This window comes from Microbacterium cremeum (genome assembly GCF_015277855.1).
Lineage (GTDB): Bacteria > Actinomycetota > Actinomycetes > Actinomycetales > Microbacteriaceae > Microbacterium > Microbacterium cremeum.
In genome coordinates this window covers 1,501,040-1,518,306 of the sequence record NZ_CP063812.1, presented here as the reverse complement: position 1 = coordinate 1,518,306, position 17,267 = coordinate 1,501,040, and the positions used below count along the sequence as shown (strand labels likewise).

The 17,267-nt window shown below is 71.6% G+C and carries 15 protein-coding genes; 9 read left to right on the top strand and 6 right to left on the bottom strand.

Annotated elements, in window-relative coordinates:
• Positions 1-13 precede the first annotated feature (13 nt).
• Positions 14-442 carry a MarR family winged helix-turn-helix transcriptional regulator gene (locus IM778_RS06715; RefSeq protein WP_228484788.1) on the bottom strand — a complete coding sequence of 143 codons (429 nt, stop codon included), beginning with the start codon at positions 440-442 and terminating at the stop codon, positions 14-16.
• Between the two features lie 125 nt (positions 443-567).
• Between IM778_RS06715 and idi the strand changes: the two genes are divergently transcribed.
• Genes idi through IM778_RS06680 form a run of 7 tightly spaced genes read left to right on the top strand, consistent with a single transcriptional unit; the run spans position 568 to position 6,167 of the window.
• Positions 568-1,119 carry an isopentenyl-diphosphate Delta-isomerase gene (gene idi / locus IM778_RS06710; protein ID WP_194411259.1) on the top strand — a complete coding sequence of 184 codons (552 nt, stop codon included), beginning with the start codon at positions 568-570 and terminating at the stop codon, positions 1,117-1,119.
• Positions 1,116-2,171, top strand: coding sequence for a polyprenyl synthetase family protein (locus IM778_RS06705; protein WP_194411258.1), 1,056 nt, complete (start codon positions 1,116-1,118; stop codon positions 2,169-2,171). The genes idi and IM778_RS06705 overlap by 4 nt, the downstream gene beginning before the upstream one ends.
• Complete coding sequence (locus IM778_RS06700; RefSeq protein WP_194411257.1) at positions 2,168-3,049, top strand: phytoene/squalene synthase family protein; 882 nt, start codon at positions 2,168-2,170, stop codon at positions 3,047-3,049. Before IM778_RS06705 ends, IM778_RS06700 begins: the two co-directional genes overlap by 4 nt.
• Positions 3,046-4,611 carry a phytoene desaturase family protein gene (gene crtI, locus IM778_RS06695; RefSeq protein ID WP_194411256.1) on the top strand — a complete coding sequence of 522 codons (1,566 nt, stop codon included), beginning with the start codon at positions 3,046-3,048 and terminating at the stop codon, positions 4,609-4,611. The genes IM778_RS06700 and crtI overlap by 4 nt, the downstream gene beginning before the upstream one ends.
• A 1-nt stretch (position 4,612) precedes the next feature.
• On the top strand, positions 4,613-4,966 hold the full coding sequence (locus IM778_RS06690; protein WP_194411255.1) for a lycopene cyclase domain-containing protein: 354 nt from the start codon (positions 4,613-4,615) through the stop codon (positions 4,964-4,966).
• Positions 4,963-5,280, top strand: coding sequence for a lycopene cyclase domain-containing protein (locus IM778_RS06685; protein WP_194411254.1), 318 nt, complete (start codon positions 4,963-4,965; stop codon positions 5,278-5,280). Before IM778_RS06690 ends, IM778_RS06685 begins: the two co-directional genes overlap by 4 nt.
• Positions 5,277-6,167, top strand: coding sequence for a prenyltransferase (locus tag IM778_RS06680; protein WP_228484787.1), 891 nt, complete (start codon positions 5,277-5,279; stop codon positions 6,165-6,167). Before IM778_RS06685 ends, IM778_RS06680 begins: the two co-directional genes overlap by 4 nt.
• Positions 6,168-6,259: 92 nt before the next feature.
• Here the strand turns inward: IM778_RS06680 and IM778_RS06675 are convergent, their stop codons facing one another.
• Positions 6,260-6,850 carry a hypothetical protein gene (locus IM778_RS06675; protein WP_194411253.1) on the bottom strand — a complete coding sequence of 197 codons (591 nt, stop codon included), beginning with the start codon at positions 6,848-6,850 and terminating at the stop codon, positions 6,260-6,262.
• Between the two features lie 126 nt (positions 6,851-6,976).
• Between IM778_RS06675 and IM778_RS06670 the strand changes: the two genes are divergently transcribed.
• On the top strand, positions 6,977-7,990 hold the full coding sequence (locus IM778_RS06670; RefSeq protein WP_194411252.1) for an AraC family transcriptional regulator: 1,014 nt from the start codon (positions 6,977-6,979) through the stop codon (positions 7,988-7,990).
• Positions 7,991-8,030: 40 nt separating this feature from the next.
• Here the strand turns inward: IM778_RS06670 and IM778_RS06665 are convergent, their stop codons facing one another.
• Together IM778_RS06665 and IM778_RS06660 are read right to left on the bottom strand one after the other, a co-directional pair.
• Positions 8,031-10,955, bottom strand: coding sequence for a UPF0182 family membrane protein (locus IM778_RS06665; protein ID WP_194411251.1), 2,925 nt, complete (start codon positions 10,953-10,955; stop codon positions 8,031-8,033).
• 79 nt (positions 10,956-11,034) lie between these two features.
• Positions 11,035-12,159: a YlbL family protein gene (locus IM778_RS06660; RefSeq protein ID WP_194411250.1), complete on the bottom strand. Its 1,125-nt coding sequence runs from the start codon at positions 12,157-12,159 to the stop codon at positions 11,035-11,037.
• Positions 12,160-12,373: 214 nt separating this feature from the next.
• Here IM778_RS06660 and IM778_RS06655 point away from each other — a divergent pair, with 214 nt between their 5' ends.
• On the top strand, positions 12,374-13,747 hold the full coding sequence (locus IM778_RS06655) for a zinc-dependent metalloprotease (RefSeq protein ID WP_420488855.1): 1,374 nt from the start codon (positions 12,374-12,376) through the stop codon (positions 13,745-13,747).
• Positions 13,748-14,509: 762 nt separating this feature from the next.
• Here the strand turns inward: IM778_RS06655 and IM778_RS06650 are convergent.
• Positions 14,510-16,297: an ATP-dependent helicase gene (locus tag IM778_RS06650; RefSeq protein ID WP_194411249.1), complete on the bottom strand. Its 1,788-nt coding sequence runs from the start codon at positions 16,295-16,297 to the stop codon at positions 14,510-14,512.
• Positions 16,294-17,208: an NAD(+) diphosphatase gene (nudC, locus tag IM778_RS06645; protein WP_194411248.1), complete on the bottom strand. Its 915-nt coding sequence runs from the start codon at positions 17,206-17,208 to the stop codon at positions 16,294-16,296. Before nudC ends, IM778_RS06650 begins: the two co-directional genes overlap by 4 nt.
• Positions 17,209-17,267 lie beyond the last annotated feature (59 nt).

Genomic DNA, 17,267 nt, shown 5'->3' with positions numbered 1-17,267 from the left:
TCTTCGTCGTCGATCAGACGGGCGGGTCCATCGCGGCGCTCAGGTCGTCGAGGAAGCGGGCGATGACGGCGAGTTCGGGCTCGTCGTAGTCGGCGGCCACCGTGCGCATCGCCTGAAGACGTTCGCCGAACACGCGGAAGAACGCGTGCCGCGATTCCTCGGTGAGCACGACCACACGGGCGCGACGATCCCGCGGGTGGGGCCGGCGCTCGACATGCCCCGACGCCGAGAGGCGATCGAGCAGCTTCGTGGTCGACGCGGTGGTGATGCGGAGGTGGTCCGCGATGTCACGAGGGCTGACCGTCCGGTCCTGCTGTTCGCGGATGATGAGCAGGCGCAGCGCCGCCAGGTCGGTGGCGTTCATGTCCATGTCGCCCTTCATGCCGCTGTGCATGCGCTCCATGGCGTCGGTGAGCGCGCGGATCGACTTGAGGACACGCATGATCGCGTGCTCCTTAGGCGTCTGCGGTATCCACCGGTGCGACATGTTGTACGACCCTTCCGACTCGTTGTAGCATCGCACAAGACAAATTGCTAGATAAGCTAGCGATATTCGAAGGCGGGGTCATGACCGACATCGACGAAGTGGTGCTGCTCGACGACGACGGCCGCGCGATCGGGACCGCACCCAAGAGCAGCGTGCACGGCACCGACACGGCCCTGCACCTCGCCTTCTCCTGTCATGTGCGCAACCGGGACGGTCACGTGCTCGTCACCCGGCGAGCGCTCGGCAAGAAGACGTGGCCGGGAGTGTGGACGAACTCGTTCTGCGGGCATCCGCGTCCGGCCGAGCCGGTGCTGAGTGCCGTGAGGCGACGCGCCGACTTCGAACTGGGACTGTCGCTGACCGACATCGACCTGGCACTGCCGCTCTTCCGCTACCGCGCGACCGATGCCAACGGCATCGTCGAGCACGAACTGTGCCCGGTCTACACGGCGTACACGGATGAGGAGCCGACGCTCAATCCCCTCGAGGTCATCGACTCGCGCTGGGTCGCGCCCGAAGACCTCGCCGCGTCGATCGCGACCACCCCCTGGGCGTTCAGCCCGTGGCTGGTCCTGCAGGCCGAGCAGCTCAGACTGTTCGAAGTGGCCGGCGAGCGGCAGCCGACGACATGAACGTCACGGCACCGGACCCGGCCCTCGACATCGCGATCGACGGGTCGCTCGCCCGCATTCGCGACCGCGCGGTGGATCTCGGGCCCGGGTTCGCCGCCCTCGGCGCCGCGATCTCGCGGGCGGCGCGGGGAGGCAAGCGTCTGCGACCGGCGCTCGTCCTCGCATCGTTCCGCGCATTCGGAGGCGGCGAGCCCCACGCGTCGGCCGTGTTGTCGGTGGGCGCGGCGTTCGAGCTCCTCCACGCCGCGTTCCTCGTGCATGACGACGTGATCGACCACGACACCGTGCGGCGCGGGGTCCCCAACGTCTCAGGGGAGTTCCGAAGCCGCGGTCTCGACCAGGGGGCCGACCCCGACGGGGCCGCGCTGCTGGGCGACGCCGCCGCGATCCTCGCCGGGGATCTCCTGCTGCACGAGGCCTTCCGCCTGATCGCCATGGCGGATGTCGCCGCGGGCACTCGGGAACACCTGCTCGCACTGCTCGACGACGCGATCTTCGTCTCCGCCGCGGGCGAGCTCTCCGATGTGGAGCAGAGCGTGTCGGCCCGCGCTGCGACGCGCGAAGACGCCCTCGCCACGGCGTACCGCAAGACGGCCGTCTACTCCTTCAGCGCGCCTCTCCAGGCCGGCGCGCTCCTGGGCGGCGCCACCGCAGACTCCCAGCGGGTGCTCGCGCACGCCGGCGGGTGGCTCGGACTGGCCTTCCAACTGGTCGACGATCTCATCGGCACCTTCGGCTCATCCGATCAGGCGGGCCGAGAGGCCGGCGTCGATCTGCGGGAGGGCAAGCGCACGCCGCTTGTGGCGATCGCCCGCGAGACGATGGGCGGGACTCGCGTCGACGACGTGCTCGTGCGCGCGCGCACGGGGCCGGTCGCCGTGCGCGTCGCCCAGCGCGAGCTGGAATCCTCGGGTGCCCGCCGTCGTCTGATCGCCCTGATCGACGAGACCCTCGGCGACGTGCGGTCCGCGTCGCGCGACGCTCAGCTGCCCGGCCCCGCCGGCGCGCTGCTGCGTGAACTCGCCGACCAGGTGGAACGGCGGATCCCGTGACCGGCAGAACCCCGGCGGCGGACGCGCTCGAGCTCTACGACCGCACCGCGCGCGATGCCGCGGCGACCGTCATCGCGCGCTACTCGACGTCGTTCGCGATCGCCTGCCGGCTGCTGGGTCCGCGTCCTCGCCCCCACGTGCGCACGGTCTACGCCCTCGTCCGGGTCGCCGACGAGGTCGTGGACGGCCCGGCCGCCTCGGCCGGCCTCTCGACTGACGCGACGCGCGCGGTGCTCGACGACCTGGAGCGCGAGACGATCGCCGCGATCGAGCGCGGGTTCAGCGCCAACCTCGTCGTCCACGCGTTCGCGCGGACCGCGCGCGAGTGCGGAATCGGCGAGTCGCTCATCACGCCGTTCTTCGCCTCCATGCGCACCGACCTCGCCGTGCGCCGGCACGACGAGGACTCCCACTCCGCGTACGTGTACGGCTCGGCCGAAGCGGTGGGGCTGATGTGCCTGCAGGTGTTCGTCAACGCCGGTGCCCGACGGATCGAGCAGCCGCCGCCCGCGCTCGCCGATGGCGCGCGCCGGCTCGGCGCCGCCTTCCAGGAGGTCAACTTCCTGCGCGACGTCGAGCACGATACGCGAGCGCTGGGCCGCGACTACCTCGGACTCTCCCCCGGGGGCCTCTCCCGCGACGACGTGCTGGACCGCATCGACGACGACCTCGCGGCCGCGGCCGCGGTCATCCCGGACCTGCCGCGGGACTGCCGGCGCGCCGTCACGGCCGCTCACGACCTGTTCGCGGAGCTGGCGAGGCGACTGCGCGACGGCGGCACGGCGGGCGGGCGGGTGCGCGTTCCCGACATCGTGAAGGCCCGGCTCGCTGCCCGGGCGTGGGCAGGCCTCTCGCCGCTGCGGGAGCGCCGACGGTGACGCCGCAGAAACCGGGCCGGGCGGTGGTGATCGGCGGCGGCATCGGCGGGCTCGCCACCGCCGCCCTCCTCGGCGCCGACGGCTGGTCGGTCTCGCTGTTCGAGGCGCGCGACGAGCTCGGCGGACGCGCGGGCTCCTGGGATCGGGACGGGTTCCGGTTCGACACCGGCCCGAGCTGGTACCTCATGCCCGAGGTCTTCGACCACTTCTTCCGCCTGCTGGGCACGAGCGCGGAGCAGGAGGTCGACCTCGTTCGGCTGGATCCGGCGTACCGGGTGTACTCAGACCCTCGCACCGCCGAGCCACCGCTCGACGTGCGATCCGGGCGCGGTGCGGCCATGGCCCTCTTCGAGGACGTCGAACCTGGGGCGGGGGCGCGCCTGGAGGGATACCTCGACTCGGCCGGCGATGCGTACGACCTGGCGGTGTCGCGCTTCCTCTACGACACGTACGAGTCGACCGCGGGTCTGCGCGACCCCGAGGTGCTGCGCCGGCTTCCGCAACTCGCCCCGCTGCTGACGCGCAGCCTCGCATCTCACGTCGATCGCCGGTTCCGCGACGCTCGGCTGCGACGGATCCTCCAGTACCCCGCCGTCTTCCTCGGAGGCTCGCCCTACCGGGTTCCGAGCCTGTACCACCTCATGAGCCACCTCGACCTCGACGACGGGGTGCTCTACCCGCGGGGCGGATTCGTCGAGGTCGTCCGGGCCGTCACCCGCCTCGCGGAGGCGTCGGGAGCCGTGATCGAGACCGCTGCGCGCGTGGTCTCGATCACGACCGAGAACGCACGCGCCACCGGTGTGGCGCTCGAAGACGGGCGCCGCATCGCCGCCGATCTCGTCGTCTCGGGCGCCGACCTCCACCACACCGAGACCGCCCTCCTCCCCCGTCGCCTGCAGAGTCACCCGGAGCGTCGATGGCACCGCCGCACGCCCAGTCCGGGTGCGCTGCTCGTGCTGCTCGGAGTGCGGGGCCGGCTCCCCCAGCTCGCTCACCACACCCTGCTGTTCGCCGACGACTGGCGCGCGAACTTCCGCGACATCTTCGGCCCTCGCCCGCGCATCCCCGACCCCGCGTCGCTGTACGTGTGCCGGCCCAGTGCCACCGATCCCGGCGTCGCCCCGCCCGGGCACGAGAATCTCTTCGTGCTGGTTCCGATCCCGGCCGATCCGGCACTCGGCCGCGGCGGCGTCGGCGGCGGCGGAGACGAGTCGGTCGAGCGGGCTGCGGACCGCGCGATCTCGCAGATCTCGCAGTGGTGCGGCATCCCGGATCTCGCCGAGCGCGTCGTGGTGCGGCGCACCATCGCCCCCGGCGACTTCGCCGCCGAGTTCGGCGCGTGGCGGGGGAACGCCCTGGGTCTTGCCCATACCCTCGGCCAGAGCGCGCTGTTCCGGCCGCGCAACGCCTCCGCCAAGGTGGCGGGCCTCGCGTACGTCGGCGCATCGACGCTCCCGGGCATCGGGCTGCCGATGTGCTTGATCTCGGCCGAGCTGGTACTCAAGCGCCTCCGCGGCGACCGGTCGCCCGGCCCGCTCCCCGAGCCGGTGCGGACGGCGTGAGATGCCGGGAGCGTACCTCGCCGCCATCCTCGTCTCCGCCGCAGGGATCGCGCTGCTCGACCGGCGATGGCGGCTCGCCTTCTGGAGCGAGCCGCGTGCAGCGGCGGGCGCGGTCGCGATCGGCACGGCGTTCTTCCTGGCATGGGATGCCGTCGGCATCGCCGCAGGCGTGTTCGTCGTCGGCGAGAGCCCGCTGCTCGTGGGCGTCGTGCTCGCCCCGCACCTGCCGATCGAGGAGCCGTTCTTCCTGGCGTTCCTGTGCTACCTCGCGCTGGTCGCGTTCCAGGGGGCGCGCCGGGTGATCGATCGGCGTCGGACGGATGCCGACCCGGCCCCTCGGGAGGAGGACCGATGACCTACCCGCTCATCGTCCTGCCGTTCGCCGTGCTCACGGTGGCCGCGGTGCTGCTGACACGAGCGAAGCCGCGGTTCGGCGCCCGGATGGCCGCGTCAGCCACGGCAGCGGTCGCCCTCGTGGTGCTGACCGCCGTGTTCGACAACGTCATGATCGCGGCCGGCCTGTTCGACTACCCCGCCGATCGCATCTCGGGGCTCAGGATCGGGCTCGCGCCGGTCGAGGACTTCGCGTACGCCGTCTGCGCGGCCTTCTTCGTTCCCGCGGTCTTCACGATGCTGACCGCCCGTGACAAGCGCAGGACGCGGACGTGACGACAGATCCCCCGCTCGGGCTGCGCGTCGTCGCGCGTCAGCTGCTCCTCGCCTCCCGGCCGGTGAGCTGGGTGAACACCGCCTTTCCGTTCGCGGCGGCCTACCTCCTCGCGACGCGCGAAGTCGACACCGCGCTCGTGGTGGGGACGCTGTTCTTCCTGGTCCCGTACAACCTGGCGATGTACGGCATCAACGACGTCTTCGACTACGAGTCCGACATCCGCAATCCGCGGAAGGGCGGCGCTCACGGCGCGGTGCTGGATCCTCGTGTGCACCGGCTCACCCTGTGGGCCGCAGGGCTGGCGTGCGCGCCGTTCATCGTCTTCCTCGTGTCGATCGGTTCACCCGCCTCGTGGGTCGTCCTGGGCGTCAGCCTGCTCGCCGTGGTCTTCTACAGCGCCCCGCCGCTGCGCCTCAAGGAACGGCCGTTCGCTGACTCGGTCACCAGCAGCATCCACTTCTTCTCGCCGGCGGTGTACGGGCTGGTCCTCGCGGGTGCCGTGTGGACGTGGCAGCTGATCGCCGTGATCGGCGCGTTCGCCCTGTGGGGCATCGCGTCGCACGCGTTCGGCGCGGTGCAGGACATCGTGGCCGACCGCGAGGCGGGGATCTCGTCGATCGCGACGGTGCTGGGCGCCCGCAGGACGGTGCTCTTCTCGCTCTGGTGCTACGCGGGAGCCGGCATCACGATGCTGCTCACCGCGTGGCCGGGTCCTCTCGCCGCCGTCGTCGCCGTGGCGTACCTCGCGACGGTGTGGCCGTACCGGGCGCTCCGCGATTCCGAGGCGGCCTCGGCGACCGCGGGCTGGCGCCGCTTCCTCTGGCTGAATCAGCTCTCGGGCTTTCTCGTCACGCTCCTGCTCCTCTGGTACGCGGCCCTCACCTGAGACCGCGCACCCCGCACCGGGAGGAAAGGGCGCACCCTCTCGCCTCGGGCTGGGATCCGAGGCGAGAGGGTGCGGGGTGGGGAGGATCCGTCTCAGAAGGGACGGGTGGGGAGGGGCTTGATGAGCGGGTTCAGCAGCTGAGCCGACTGCTCGACGGTGAGCACTTCCTCGGGCGCGAGGGGGATGATCTGCCGCTTCGACTCGTCGATCTCCCACACGTCCTCGCCGATCAGGCGGCCCTCGTCGTCGTACGGCCAGATCATGTGCTCCACGTTGGCCACCAGGTAGTGGGCGTTCGGATCGACCGGGGCGCCGGCCTCGGCCAGGACGATGCCGGGGGTCTGCTGGTAGATGGTGGCCGTCGAGACGATCATGTTGTCGCCGACGGCGAGCTTCTCGTCGTCGGTGTAGAAGATGCACTGCGCCGAGCGCGACCACTCGCTGTAGACGGACTTGACCGCGTCGGCGCCGTCGAGAACCGTGTTGATGCCGAAGACGTTGAAGTGGTACACCGGGTGCTCCACCGTCATCTCGGGCGCGAAGATCTCCTCCCAGCGACCGGCCATCTCGAGGTTGCGGTGGCGATCGTACGCGTGCAGCAGCCAGCGGTGGCGCGGGTTCTCGGTGGTCTCGATCAGTCGCCGGACGGCGAGGTTGGTGCGGGTGATGTCGAAGCGGCTCATGCCCTGCTCTCTTCTTCGAGGATTCGTGGGGTGCGCGTCTGGTCGAGACGCGGGCCGGATCCACTGTCGCCCACGAGAGGGGGCTCGGTCTTGACTTGATGCGACAAGTTCTTGACCATGGGTGACATGTCCTTGATCCGCGGCACGTCCTTGCTCGGGTTCGCGGAGCTCGTCGAGGAACTCGGCGCGGACGCCGACGAGCTCCTCGCACGCGCCCACCTCACGTGCGGGGCCCTCGGCGACCACGACACGTTCGTCGACTATCGCAGCGTCGTGGCGGTGCTCGAGGCCGCGTCGGTCGCCACGGGCGCGGGCGATTTCGGGCGGCGGCTGGGCGAACGGCAGGGAATCGAGATCCTGGGTCCGCTCGGCGTCGCGGCGCGCACCGCTCCGACGGTGGGCGAAGCGCTCCATGCGATCGAGCACTACATGACCGTCTACAGCCCCGCCCTCGCGGTGCGGGTCGTTCCGGGTGCCGCTGCCACGGTCGCGACGTTCGAGTGGCGGATCCTCGCCGAGCGCCCGCCGTCGCACCGGCAGGCGGCCGAGCTCGCGCTGGGGGTGACCTGTCGCGTCTTCCGTCTGCTCGCGGGGCCCGACTTCCTGCCGTCGACCGTGCTGCTGCGCCACGAGCCCCTCGTCGAGCGATCCGACTACGTGCGCTACTTCGGCTCCCCCGTCGAGTTCTCGGCGCCGGTGTACGGGTTCCGCTTCCCCGCGGCGCTGCTGGGCCGGCCGCTGGGATCCGACAGCGCCGTGCACGCGGTGGTGCAGGACTACTTGAACACGATCGCGGTGCCGACGGCGTCGACGACGACGGACGCGGTCGTCGCGCTGATCCGACGGATGCTGCCGACCGGGGCTCTCGACCTCGACCTGGTCGCCGCGCACCTGGCGCAGCACCGGCGCAGCCTGCAGCGACAGCTCGCCGCGCACGGCACGACGTTCGCGCGGCTCCTCGACGACGTGCGGCGAGACGAGGCGGTGCGCTACCTGCGCGACACCGACATGCCCCTCGGGCAGCTCGCGGGCGTACTGGGCCTCAGTGAGCAGAGCGCGCTGACGCGCGCATGCCGTCGCTGGTTCGGGGCGACCCCGTCGGAGATCCGCAGGCGAGCGGCGACCGCCCCGCGCGCGTGAGGCGCGCGGGGCGGTCCGGGCTCGTCGTGGAACGCTCGCGTTACTGCTGGGCGCCGAGCTCGATGAGCTTCTCGACCGCGGCGGTGAGGCGCTCATCGGCCTCGCCGTACGCGGCCCAGTCGCCGGCCTGCAGCGCCTCCTGGCGCTCCATCATCGCCTCCTGGGCTTCTTCCAGCGCGGCCTGATACTCGTCCGTCGGCACTTCGGGGTCAGGCGTCCCGCCCTCCTCCGGAGGCTCGGTCGGCTCGGGCTGGGGTGTCTCCCCCGGCGTCGGAGTGACCTCGCCGTCTCCGCCCTCGGCTCCCGAGTCGCCGCCGAACAGCACGTCGAGCGCTTCGCTCAGCGTGTCTTCGAACGCGATCTGGTCGCCGAACGCCACGAGCACCTTGCGCAGCTGGGGCAGCTGGGTGCCCTCCGCCGCCTGGACGAAGACCGGCTGCACGTACAGCAGCCCGCCGCCGACCGGGAGCGTCAGCAGGTTGCCGTTGATCACCTCGGACTGGCCGATCGTGAGCACGTTGATCTGCTGTGACACGACCGGATCGGAATCGAACCGGTTCTGCACCTGGCCAGGACCGGGGACGGTCGTCTCGGCATCGATCTCGAGCAGCCGCAGCTTGCCGTAGTCCTCGCCCTTGATGCCGGCCTCGGCGCCCGCGTTCGAGTCGGCCGCGAGGTAGCCCATCAGCACGTTGCGGCTCTCGGCTCCCGTCGACGACGACGGGATGAACGTCGTGAACATCGAGAACGACGGACTCGCCTGACCGGGCATCTGCATCGTCAGGTAGTACGGCGGCTGCAGCGCGTTGGGGTTCTGCGGGTCTTCGGGCGTCGCCCACGCGTTGTCGCGCTCGTAGAACGACTGCGCGTCGTCGACGTGGTACACCTGCAGCATCGCGCGCTGGACCTTGAACAGGTCGGTCGGGTAGCGCACGTGGCTCATCAGGTCGGCCGACATCTCGCTGAACGGCTCGAGCGTCGACGGGTACACGTTCTGCCATGCCTGCAGCAGCGGGTCCTCGGGCTCCCACGCGTACAGCGTGACCGAGCCGTCGTACGCGTCGACGGTCGCCTTCACCGAGTTGCGGATGTAGTTGATGTCATCCAGCGCGAAGCGCGGCTGCGTGTTGGTCGAGTCGGCGATCGCCGCCGACAGCGGCACCGTCTTGGAGTACGGGTAGTTGGCGCTCAGCGTGTACCCGTCGACGACCCACTTGATGCGGCCGTCCACGACCGTCGGGTACGGGTCGCTGTCGAGCTCGAGGTACGGGGCCACCTTCCTCACGCGCGAGAGCGGGTCGCGGTCGTAGAGGATCTGCGAGTCCTCGTTCACGCCGTCGGCGAACAGGATCTGCTCGGACTGGAACTTCAGCGCGTAGATGAGACGGTTGAAGGCGTTGCCGACGGACGGACCGCCGTCGCCCTCGAACGTCGTGCGCGGTCCCGCGCTGCCGTCCGAACCCGACGGGTAGTCGAGCTCGATCGGGGGGGTACCCTCGGGCGCGCCGACGATCGAGTACTCGGGCGACTTCTCGCCGAAGTAGACGCGCGGCTGGAAGTCCGGGTTCTCCGACAGGAACCCGGTCGCGGGGATGCCCCGTTCGAGGAACACCGGGTTGCCGTCGACAGTGCGCTCATTGCCCGCGGCGGCGACCATCCCGTAGCCGTGCGTGTACACGAGCGTCTCGTTGACCCACGACGCACCGGCTCCCAGCTGGTCGACGTTCAGCTCGCGCACCGAGACGATGGTGTCCTGCATCGCACCGTCGATCTCGTAGCGGTCGACGTCGAGCGGATTGCCGAACTGGTAGTACGGGCGGTACTGCTCGAGCTGGCGGATGGTGGGGCCGATCACGGCGGGGTCCATGATGCGGATCTGCGTCGTCGTCGCCGCGTCGCTGCGCAGCTGACCGGCGTCGGCGGTCGTCGTGGCGGTGAACTCGGTCTTCTCGAGACCGTCGATGCCGTAGGCCGCCTTCGTGCCGTCGATGTTGCGCTGGAAGTACTCCCGCTCGTACACGTCCTGGTTGGGCTGCACCTGGAAGGTGTTCACCACCCACGGATAGCCGACGCCGAGCACGATCGCCGAGACGACCAGCAGCGCGGTGGCGATGAGCGGATAGCGCCAGCGGCCGATGACGGCGGTGACGAAGAACAGGATCGCGACGATGACCGCGGCGAACGCGAGGATCGTCTGGCCCTGGATGATGGCGTTCGCCTCGGTGTAGCCGGGGCCGGTGATGCGTCCGCCCGCGCCCGGCTCGACCAGCGTCTTGTAGCGATCGAGCCACAGGCTCACGCCCTGGACGAGCAGGTACAGGCCTGCGATCACGGCGAGCTGGATGCGCGCGGACTTCGAGATGCGCAGCTCGCGCTGACCGATCCGCACCGAGCCGTACAGGTACGAGACCAGCGCCGTCACGAGCAGGCAGACCAGGAGCACCGCCGACACGAAGCCGACCAGGGCGCCCCAGAACGGCATGGCGAAGAGGTAGAAGCCGGTGTCGAGGTGGAACTCGGGGTCGGTCGTGTCGGTGGCGACGCCGTTGAGCCACAGCCACGTGGTCTCCCACTGCGCCGACGCCGCGAACCCGGCGAAGAAGCCGAAGAAGACGGGGATGCCCCACATCGCGAGGCGCCGCAGCGGCTCGACGACCTCCTGATAGCGGTCCAGCTGCGAGCTGAGCCGCGCGTACACGGGACGGAGGCGATAGGCGAGCTGGATCGACAGCCACACCGGGACGGCCATCCCGAGGAAGCCGATCACGAACATCACGACGCGCGCGACCCATTGGGTGAGCAGGACCGACTCGAACCCGAGCTGCTCGTACCAGAGCCAGTCCGCGTACAGGCTGGCGAAGACGAAGAACGCCACCACCAGGGCGGCGATGACCGCGAGGGTGATGGCGATGACGCGTCGGGAGCGGGAGGGTGTGGCCGTATTCGGCGCCGAGGTCGTGGTCACGGTCCCATCCTAGGCGGCGGCTGCTGGGCGACCGCCTAGTCCGCGCTGAGCGAAATCCCCGAGGCCCCGCGCCGGCGGCTCATCCCGCCGCGCACGTGGGCAGCGCGTCGAGGTCGCCGTCCTCGCGGACGGCGTCCAGCACCGCCAGCGCGTCGTCGAGGTCTTCGACGGCGAACACGCGCAGATCGCCGGGAACGTTGCCGACGACCTCGTCGCAGTTCGCCTCGGGCGCGAGGAACCACTCGGCCCCGGCATCCAGCGCTCCCCACATCTTCTGACGGATCCCGCCGATCGGGCCGACGTCGCCGTCTGCGGTGATCGTGCCGGTGCCGGCGACCTGATCGCCGCCGTTGAGGGCCCCCGGCGTGAGGGTGTCGATGATGCCGAGGGCGAACATCATGCCGGCGCTCGGGCCGCCCACGTTGTTGAGCTGGATGGTCACGTCGATCGGGAACTCGTAGTCCGTGATCAGGTTCACCCCGATCAGCCACGTCGACTCGCCGTCGATCGTGGACTCCTTCGGCGTCACCTCGACCGTCAGCTCCTCGCCCGCCCGCTCGATGAGCAGTTCGACGGGTGCGCCGTCGGCCTCGTTGATGATCGCGCGCAGGGATGCGGCATCCGTCGCGGTCTCGCCGTCGGCCTCCAGGATGATGTCGCCCGCCTCGAGCACGCCCTCCGCGGCGGAGCCGTCGAGGAGGGAGTGGACCGACAGCTGCGCCCCGACGTCGTACCCCAGCTCGGTGAGGGCCGCAGCCGTGGCCTCCTGCTGGGAGTCGACCATCATCGCGGCGCTCTCCTCGTTGCGCTCCTCGGTGCTCTGCCCCTCGGGGAAGACCGCGTCGATCGGCAGCACCGCCTTGCTCGGGTCGAACCACGCCGTCGCCAGTTCGAACCACGAGGGGGTCCGCTCGCGGTTGCCCTGCACCTGCACGGTCAGCAGGTCCAGCGCGCCGTCGGTCGGGTAGGTCTCGGCCCCCTCGATCGAGATCAGCGGAACCTCCTCGCCGTCGGCGGACTCGGCACTGCCGAGCGTGTTGTACACCGGACCCGGTCGCTGGATCACGTACGACGTCGGCACGAACGTGATGACGAGCAGCACCACCATCGCCACGACGAGCGCCCACACTCCGGCGGCGGTGCGCCGCGAGATGCGCTGCCGGGGCGCGGGCTCGATCGTGGTGTTCTCGTCGAACAGGGCCACGCGGGACCTCTCTTCCGTGCCTTGTCGTTCGTATGCCTGGTCGTTCGCGACCGGCGTAAGGCGTTCGGGTCCTGGCCGGGGAGTGCGACGGATGCTGCGACTAGCGTAGAGCGCGAGGGTCCCGACCTGCTGAAAGGCGGCTGAAGTGCCAGACGATGCGACCGGTGGCGACGAGTACGGAGACGGGCGCAGCCCCGAGGAGGAGTTCCAGGAGCTGATCCGGCAGCTCTTCGGCGGCGGGACCGGCGGCGATCTGGATGCGGAGCAGCTCTCGCGGCTGTCGGGCATGAACATCGACCCCGCGATGATGCAGGCGGTGATGCGCCAGTTGCAGGGCGCGTTCGCCGGCGGTGACGAAGGCGGCATCTCGTGGGAGATGGCCACGCGCCAGGCGCTGCACATCGCCAACCAGGACGGCCTCGGCGTGACGAGCGGCCAGCGCACCGACCTCGATCAGGCGTTCGCCCTCGCGGCGCTGTGGCTGAGCGAGGCCACCACGATCTCGGAGCTGGCCGCGCCGCCCCAGGTGATCACGCGCGGCACGTGGGTCGAGGCGACCCTGCCGGTGTGGCAGGAGCTCGCCGAGCCCGTCGCCACGAGCATCGCCGATGCCCTGACGTCGGCGCTCAGCGAGCAGGCCCCCGAAGACATGCAGGGGCTCGTGCAGGGCGCCGGGCGCCTCATGCGCACGGTGGGCGGATCGCTGTTCGCGTCGCAGCTGGGCCAGGTCGTCGGCAACCTCTCGAAGGAGGTCATCAGCGGCGGTGATGTCGGCATCCCCCTCATGCCCGACGGGCAGGCGGCGATCCTCCCCCAGAACTTCGCGGACTTCGGCCAGGGACTGGAAGTGCCCGAAGACCAGCTCGCGCTGTACGCCGCGACGCGCGAGCTCGCGCACGCGCGTCTGTTCCGCCACGCCCGCTGGCTGCGTCTGCATGTGATCTCGCAGGTGACCGACTTCGCCCGCGGCGTCCACGTCGACACCGAGGCGCTCGACGACCTCGCGTCGCGCTTCGATCCCTCGCAGCCCGACGAACTGCGGCGCGCGCTCGAGAGCGGCGCGCTGCTGCCCGCCCGCTCCGAGGCGCAGAACGCCGCGCTCTCGCGCCTCGAGCACCTCCTGGCGACGATCGAGGGCTGGGTCGAGATCGTGACCGAGGACGCCACGTCCCGGCTCCCGTCCGCCGTGCGGATCGCCGAGGCGGTCCGTCGCCGCCGCGCCGTGGGCGGCCCGGCTGAGCGCGCGCTGGGGTCGCTCGTGGGCCTCGAGCTGCGGCCGCGCCGCATGCGCGAGGCCGCCGCGATGTGGCGCGCCGTGACGGATGCCGTGGGCCCGGCCGCACGCGACGCGCTGTGGGACTACCCCGACCTCATGCCGTCGGCTTCCGACATCGACGATCCGGCGGCCCTCGTCGCCCGGCTGCAGGCCCGCGCTCGGGGCGAGGAGCCGGTCCGCGACGAGATGGACGATGCGCTCGCCCGGCTGCTGGCCGGCGACGACGTCGGCAACAGCGGGAAGGACGGCACGGAGGACGGCACGGAGGACGGCACGGACGGCAGCGCGCCGGACGATCACCGCCCGGTGTGACGCCGGCTCCTCCCCAGGGGCGCGTGCCCGGCATCCGCACGGCGTGATCTGTGGATAGCGCGACTCCGACGTCGTCGCGGCGGCAGGATCGAGCCATGCTGCGCCTCGATCCCTCCCATCCGCCGGTATGGCGGTCGCCGACCGCGATCCAGTTCGGCGCCGAGCCGGTCGCGATCCTGGACGAGCCGCAGCCGTGGCAGCTGCGCGTCCTGCGCGAGCTGGAGCGCGGCATCCCCGACGGCGCGTTCGTGCCGTTCGCGCAGGCGCTGGGCGCTCCGTCCGCCGAAGACGCCGCACGGCTGCTCGCGCGCCTGCGGCGCGCGCTCGCCGCCGACCGCCCGCAGCGGCGACGGCTGACGGTCCAGGCGGTGCCCGACGTGCCCGACGCCCACGCCAGGTCGATCGCGACGGGACTCGAGGCGGCCGGCTACGACGTGCACACGCGGCATCCGTTCGAACGGCTCGGCACGCTCGATCCCGGATCCGTCGCGCTGGTGCTCGTCGCACACCGGGTGGCGCCGCCGGCCACGGTCGCCTCGCTCATGGCCGAGGACGTCCCGCACGTTCCCGTCGTGCTCACCGGATCCGGAGCCGAGGTCGGCCCTGTCGTCGCTCCGGGCGTGACGGCGTGCCTGTCGTGCGTCGCGGCGCACCGCCGGGACGCCGACCCCGCGTGGCCCGCCGTCGCCGCTCAGCTGATCGGGCGCCCCGTCGACGCCCACGACGCGGTCACGTGGGAGGCCGGGATCGTCGCAGGACGGCTCATCGAGGAGCGCGGGCGGAACCCCTCCCAGCCGAGGAACCGCTCGGTGACCCTGCGCGCCGGCTCGCTGCACCGGAGCGTGCGGGTGCACCGGCCGCACGCAGAGTGCCGCTGCCGATCTCTCGCAGAAAGCGCGACGGCGACCGCTCCCGTCCCCCTCGCGACCACGTCAGCGACAGCGTTCGCCCGGCCCGCGTGATCCCCACGTAGGCGAGCCGGCGCTCCTCGTCGACCTGCTCGAAGGTCGTCGCGTACGAGATCGGCAGGAGGCCCTCGGCCACGCCGACGAGGTGGACGTGCCCCCACTCCAGCCCCTTCGCCGCGTGGAGGGTCGCGAGCGTCACGGTGCGCCGCGCGGGTTCGTCGTGGGTCTTCGCCCGAGCGGCGAGGTCGTCCGTGAAGGCACGGAGGGTCGTGCCCTCCGGCGCCTCCTGAGCCAGGCGCAGCAGCGCCGCACGAGCCTCCCAAGCGTCGCGCAGTGCTCCCCCGGCCTGCGGCGGGTCGTCGGTCAGCCCGAGCGAGCGGAGCACGTCGCGAACGGTGTCGACGAGGCCGCCGTCGATCGGCGCGACCGAGGCACCGCGCAGCGCCATGATCCCCTGGCGCACCTCGGGCAGGTCGAAGAAGCGCTTGCCCCCGAGGACGGTCGCCGCGATCCCCTCGTCGGCGAGAGCCGAGAGCAACTCGGCCGACTGCGCGTGGGATCGGTACAGCACCGCGATCTCGCGCGGGTCGATCCCGTCCGCGATCTGCGCCGAGATGCGCGCGGCCACCGCCCGGGCCTCGGCGCGGTCGTCGTCGAAGGCCGTCACCGTCGGCACGGCCGTCGCCGCGTCGGCGCCGTCGGCGGGAGCGGCGCTGCCGGCGGCGGAGAGGTGCAGCGCGCCCGGCCGGCCCCGCATGAGCTCGTTGGCGACCGCCAGGATCGGGGAGTCCGAACGGTAGTTCGTCTCGAGGCGCACCAGCCGCGCCTCCTCGTACTTCTTGTCGAAATCCAGCAGGAAGCGCGCATCGGCGCCGGCGAAGGAGTAGATCGTCTGACTCGCGTCACCCACCACGCACAGGTCGCGCCGGTCGCCGAGCCACAGTTCGAGCAGGCGGTTCTGCAGAGGCGACACATCCTGGAATTCGTCCACGGTGAAGTGGCGGTACTGCTCCCGCACGGCCTTCGCCACTTGGGGCTCGGCCTCGAGCATGCCGGCGCACGCGAGGAGGACGTCCTCGAAGTCGAGCTGGCGGCGTTCGTCCTTCAGCTTCTCGTACGCGCGCTGCAGCGCCACCACGCGGTCGACGCCGAGGCGTCCGACGCCTCCCGGACGCGCGGCAGCGTACTCGTCGATGCCGAGCATCGAGACCTTGCGCCATTCGATCTGAGACGCGACATCCCGCAGCGTCGCGACATCCGGGCCGAGTCCGATGCCGTCGGCGGCATGCGCCAGCAGACGCACCTTGTTGTCGACGATGCTCGGTGCCGTGTCGCCCGCGAGCGTCGGCCAGAAGAAGTTGAGCTGAGCCAGCGCGGCGGCGTGGAAGGTGCGTGCGGCCACACCCTCGACACCCAGCGCCCGCAGGCGCCCGCGCATCTCGCCCGCCGCCTTGGCGGTGAACGTCACGGCCATGACGCGACCGGGCGAGTACGCACCGGTGTCGACGCCGTGCGCGATGCGATGGGTGATGACGCGGGTCTTGCCGGTGCCGGCACCCGCGAGCACCGCCACGGGGCCGCGCAGCGCGGTCACCGCCTCCAGCTGCCGGTCGTCGAGCCCGGCGAGGGCGTGACCGCTCACGGCTCCTCCGCGTGCCAGTCCGCGATGAGGCGGTGCGCGATCGACGCGCGGCCGGGGAGCACGACATCGCCCTCGCCCGCGAGCGCGCTGCCGATCTCGTCGCGGGTGAACCAGCGCACCTCCGCGATCTCCTCGCCGTCGGCGCGCGCCGCGGCGTCGTCCAGCGACGACGCGAGGAAGCCGAGCATGAGCGACCGCGGGTAGGGCCATGCCTGCGACCCGCGGTAGGTCACGTCGCCCACGGCGATGCCGGACTCCTCCTCGACTTCGCGGCGCACCGAGGCCTCGAGCGACTCGCCCGCCTCGACGAATCCCGCGAAGCACGAGTACCGGTGCGCGCCCCACAGCGCGTTCGACCCGAGCAGCAGCCGGTCGGGGTCGTGCGCGCTCGTGATCGCGACGATGACCGCCGGGTCGGTGCGGGGGAAGTGCTGCCGCGAGCACGATGGGCACACGCGGGACCACCCGGCGTCGGTGATCGCCGTACGCGCCCCGCACGCCGGGCAGAAGGGGGCGTCCAGCAGCCACCGCCCGAGGCTGAGCGCCTCGACGAACGCGCCGGCGTCGAAGTCCGACAGCACGCCGCCGACCTTGCGCAGTCCTGCCCATCCCGCGGGCGCGCCGAACGGCTCCTGCGACCCCGCGGGGAGCACCGCCGCCAGCGCCGCGGCGCCGTCGTCGTCGCGCCCGAGGAACGCCCATTCGGCACCGTCGGGCACATCGGCAGGCGAGACCCACCACAGCTCGGCGGGCGAGGCGAGCGGCGCGGCGTCATCGGCGAGCACGAGCACGCGGCTGGCGGCATCCGCCCGCGCCGCCTCGACGAGACCCGTCGTGCTGCGCTCGGCGGCCGCGCGATCCAGCGCCGCACGCGCGAGCGGAGGGAGACGCGTGCTGTCGGGCGCCGTCATCGAGGATGCTCCGCTTCGTGGATGGGGCCGGGCGTGGCGCGGGGACGGACGAGCACTGC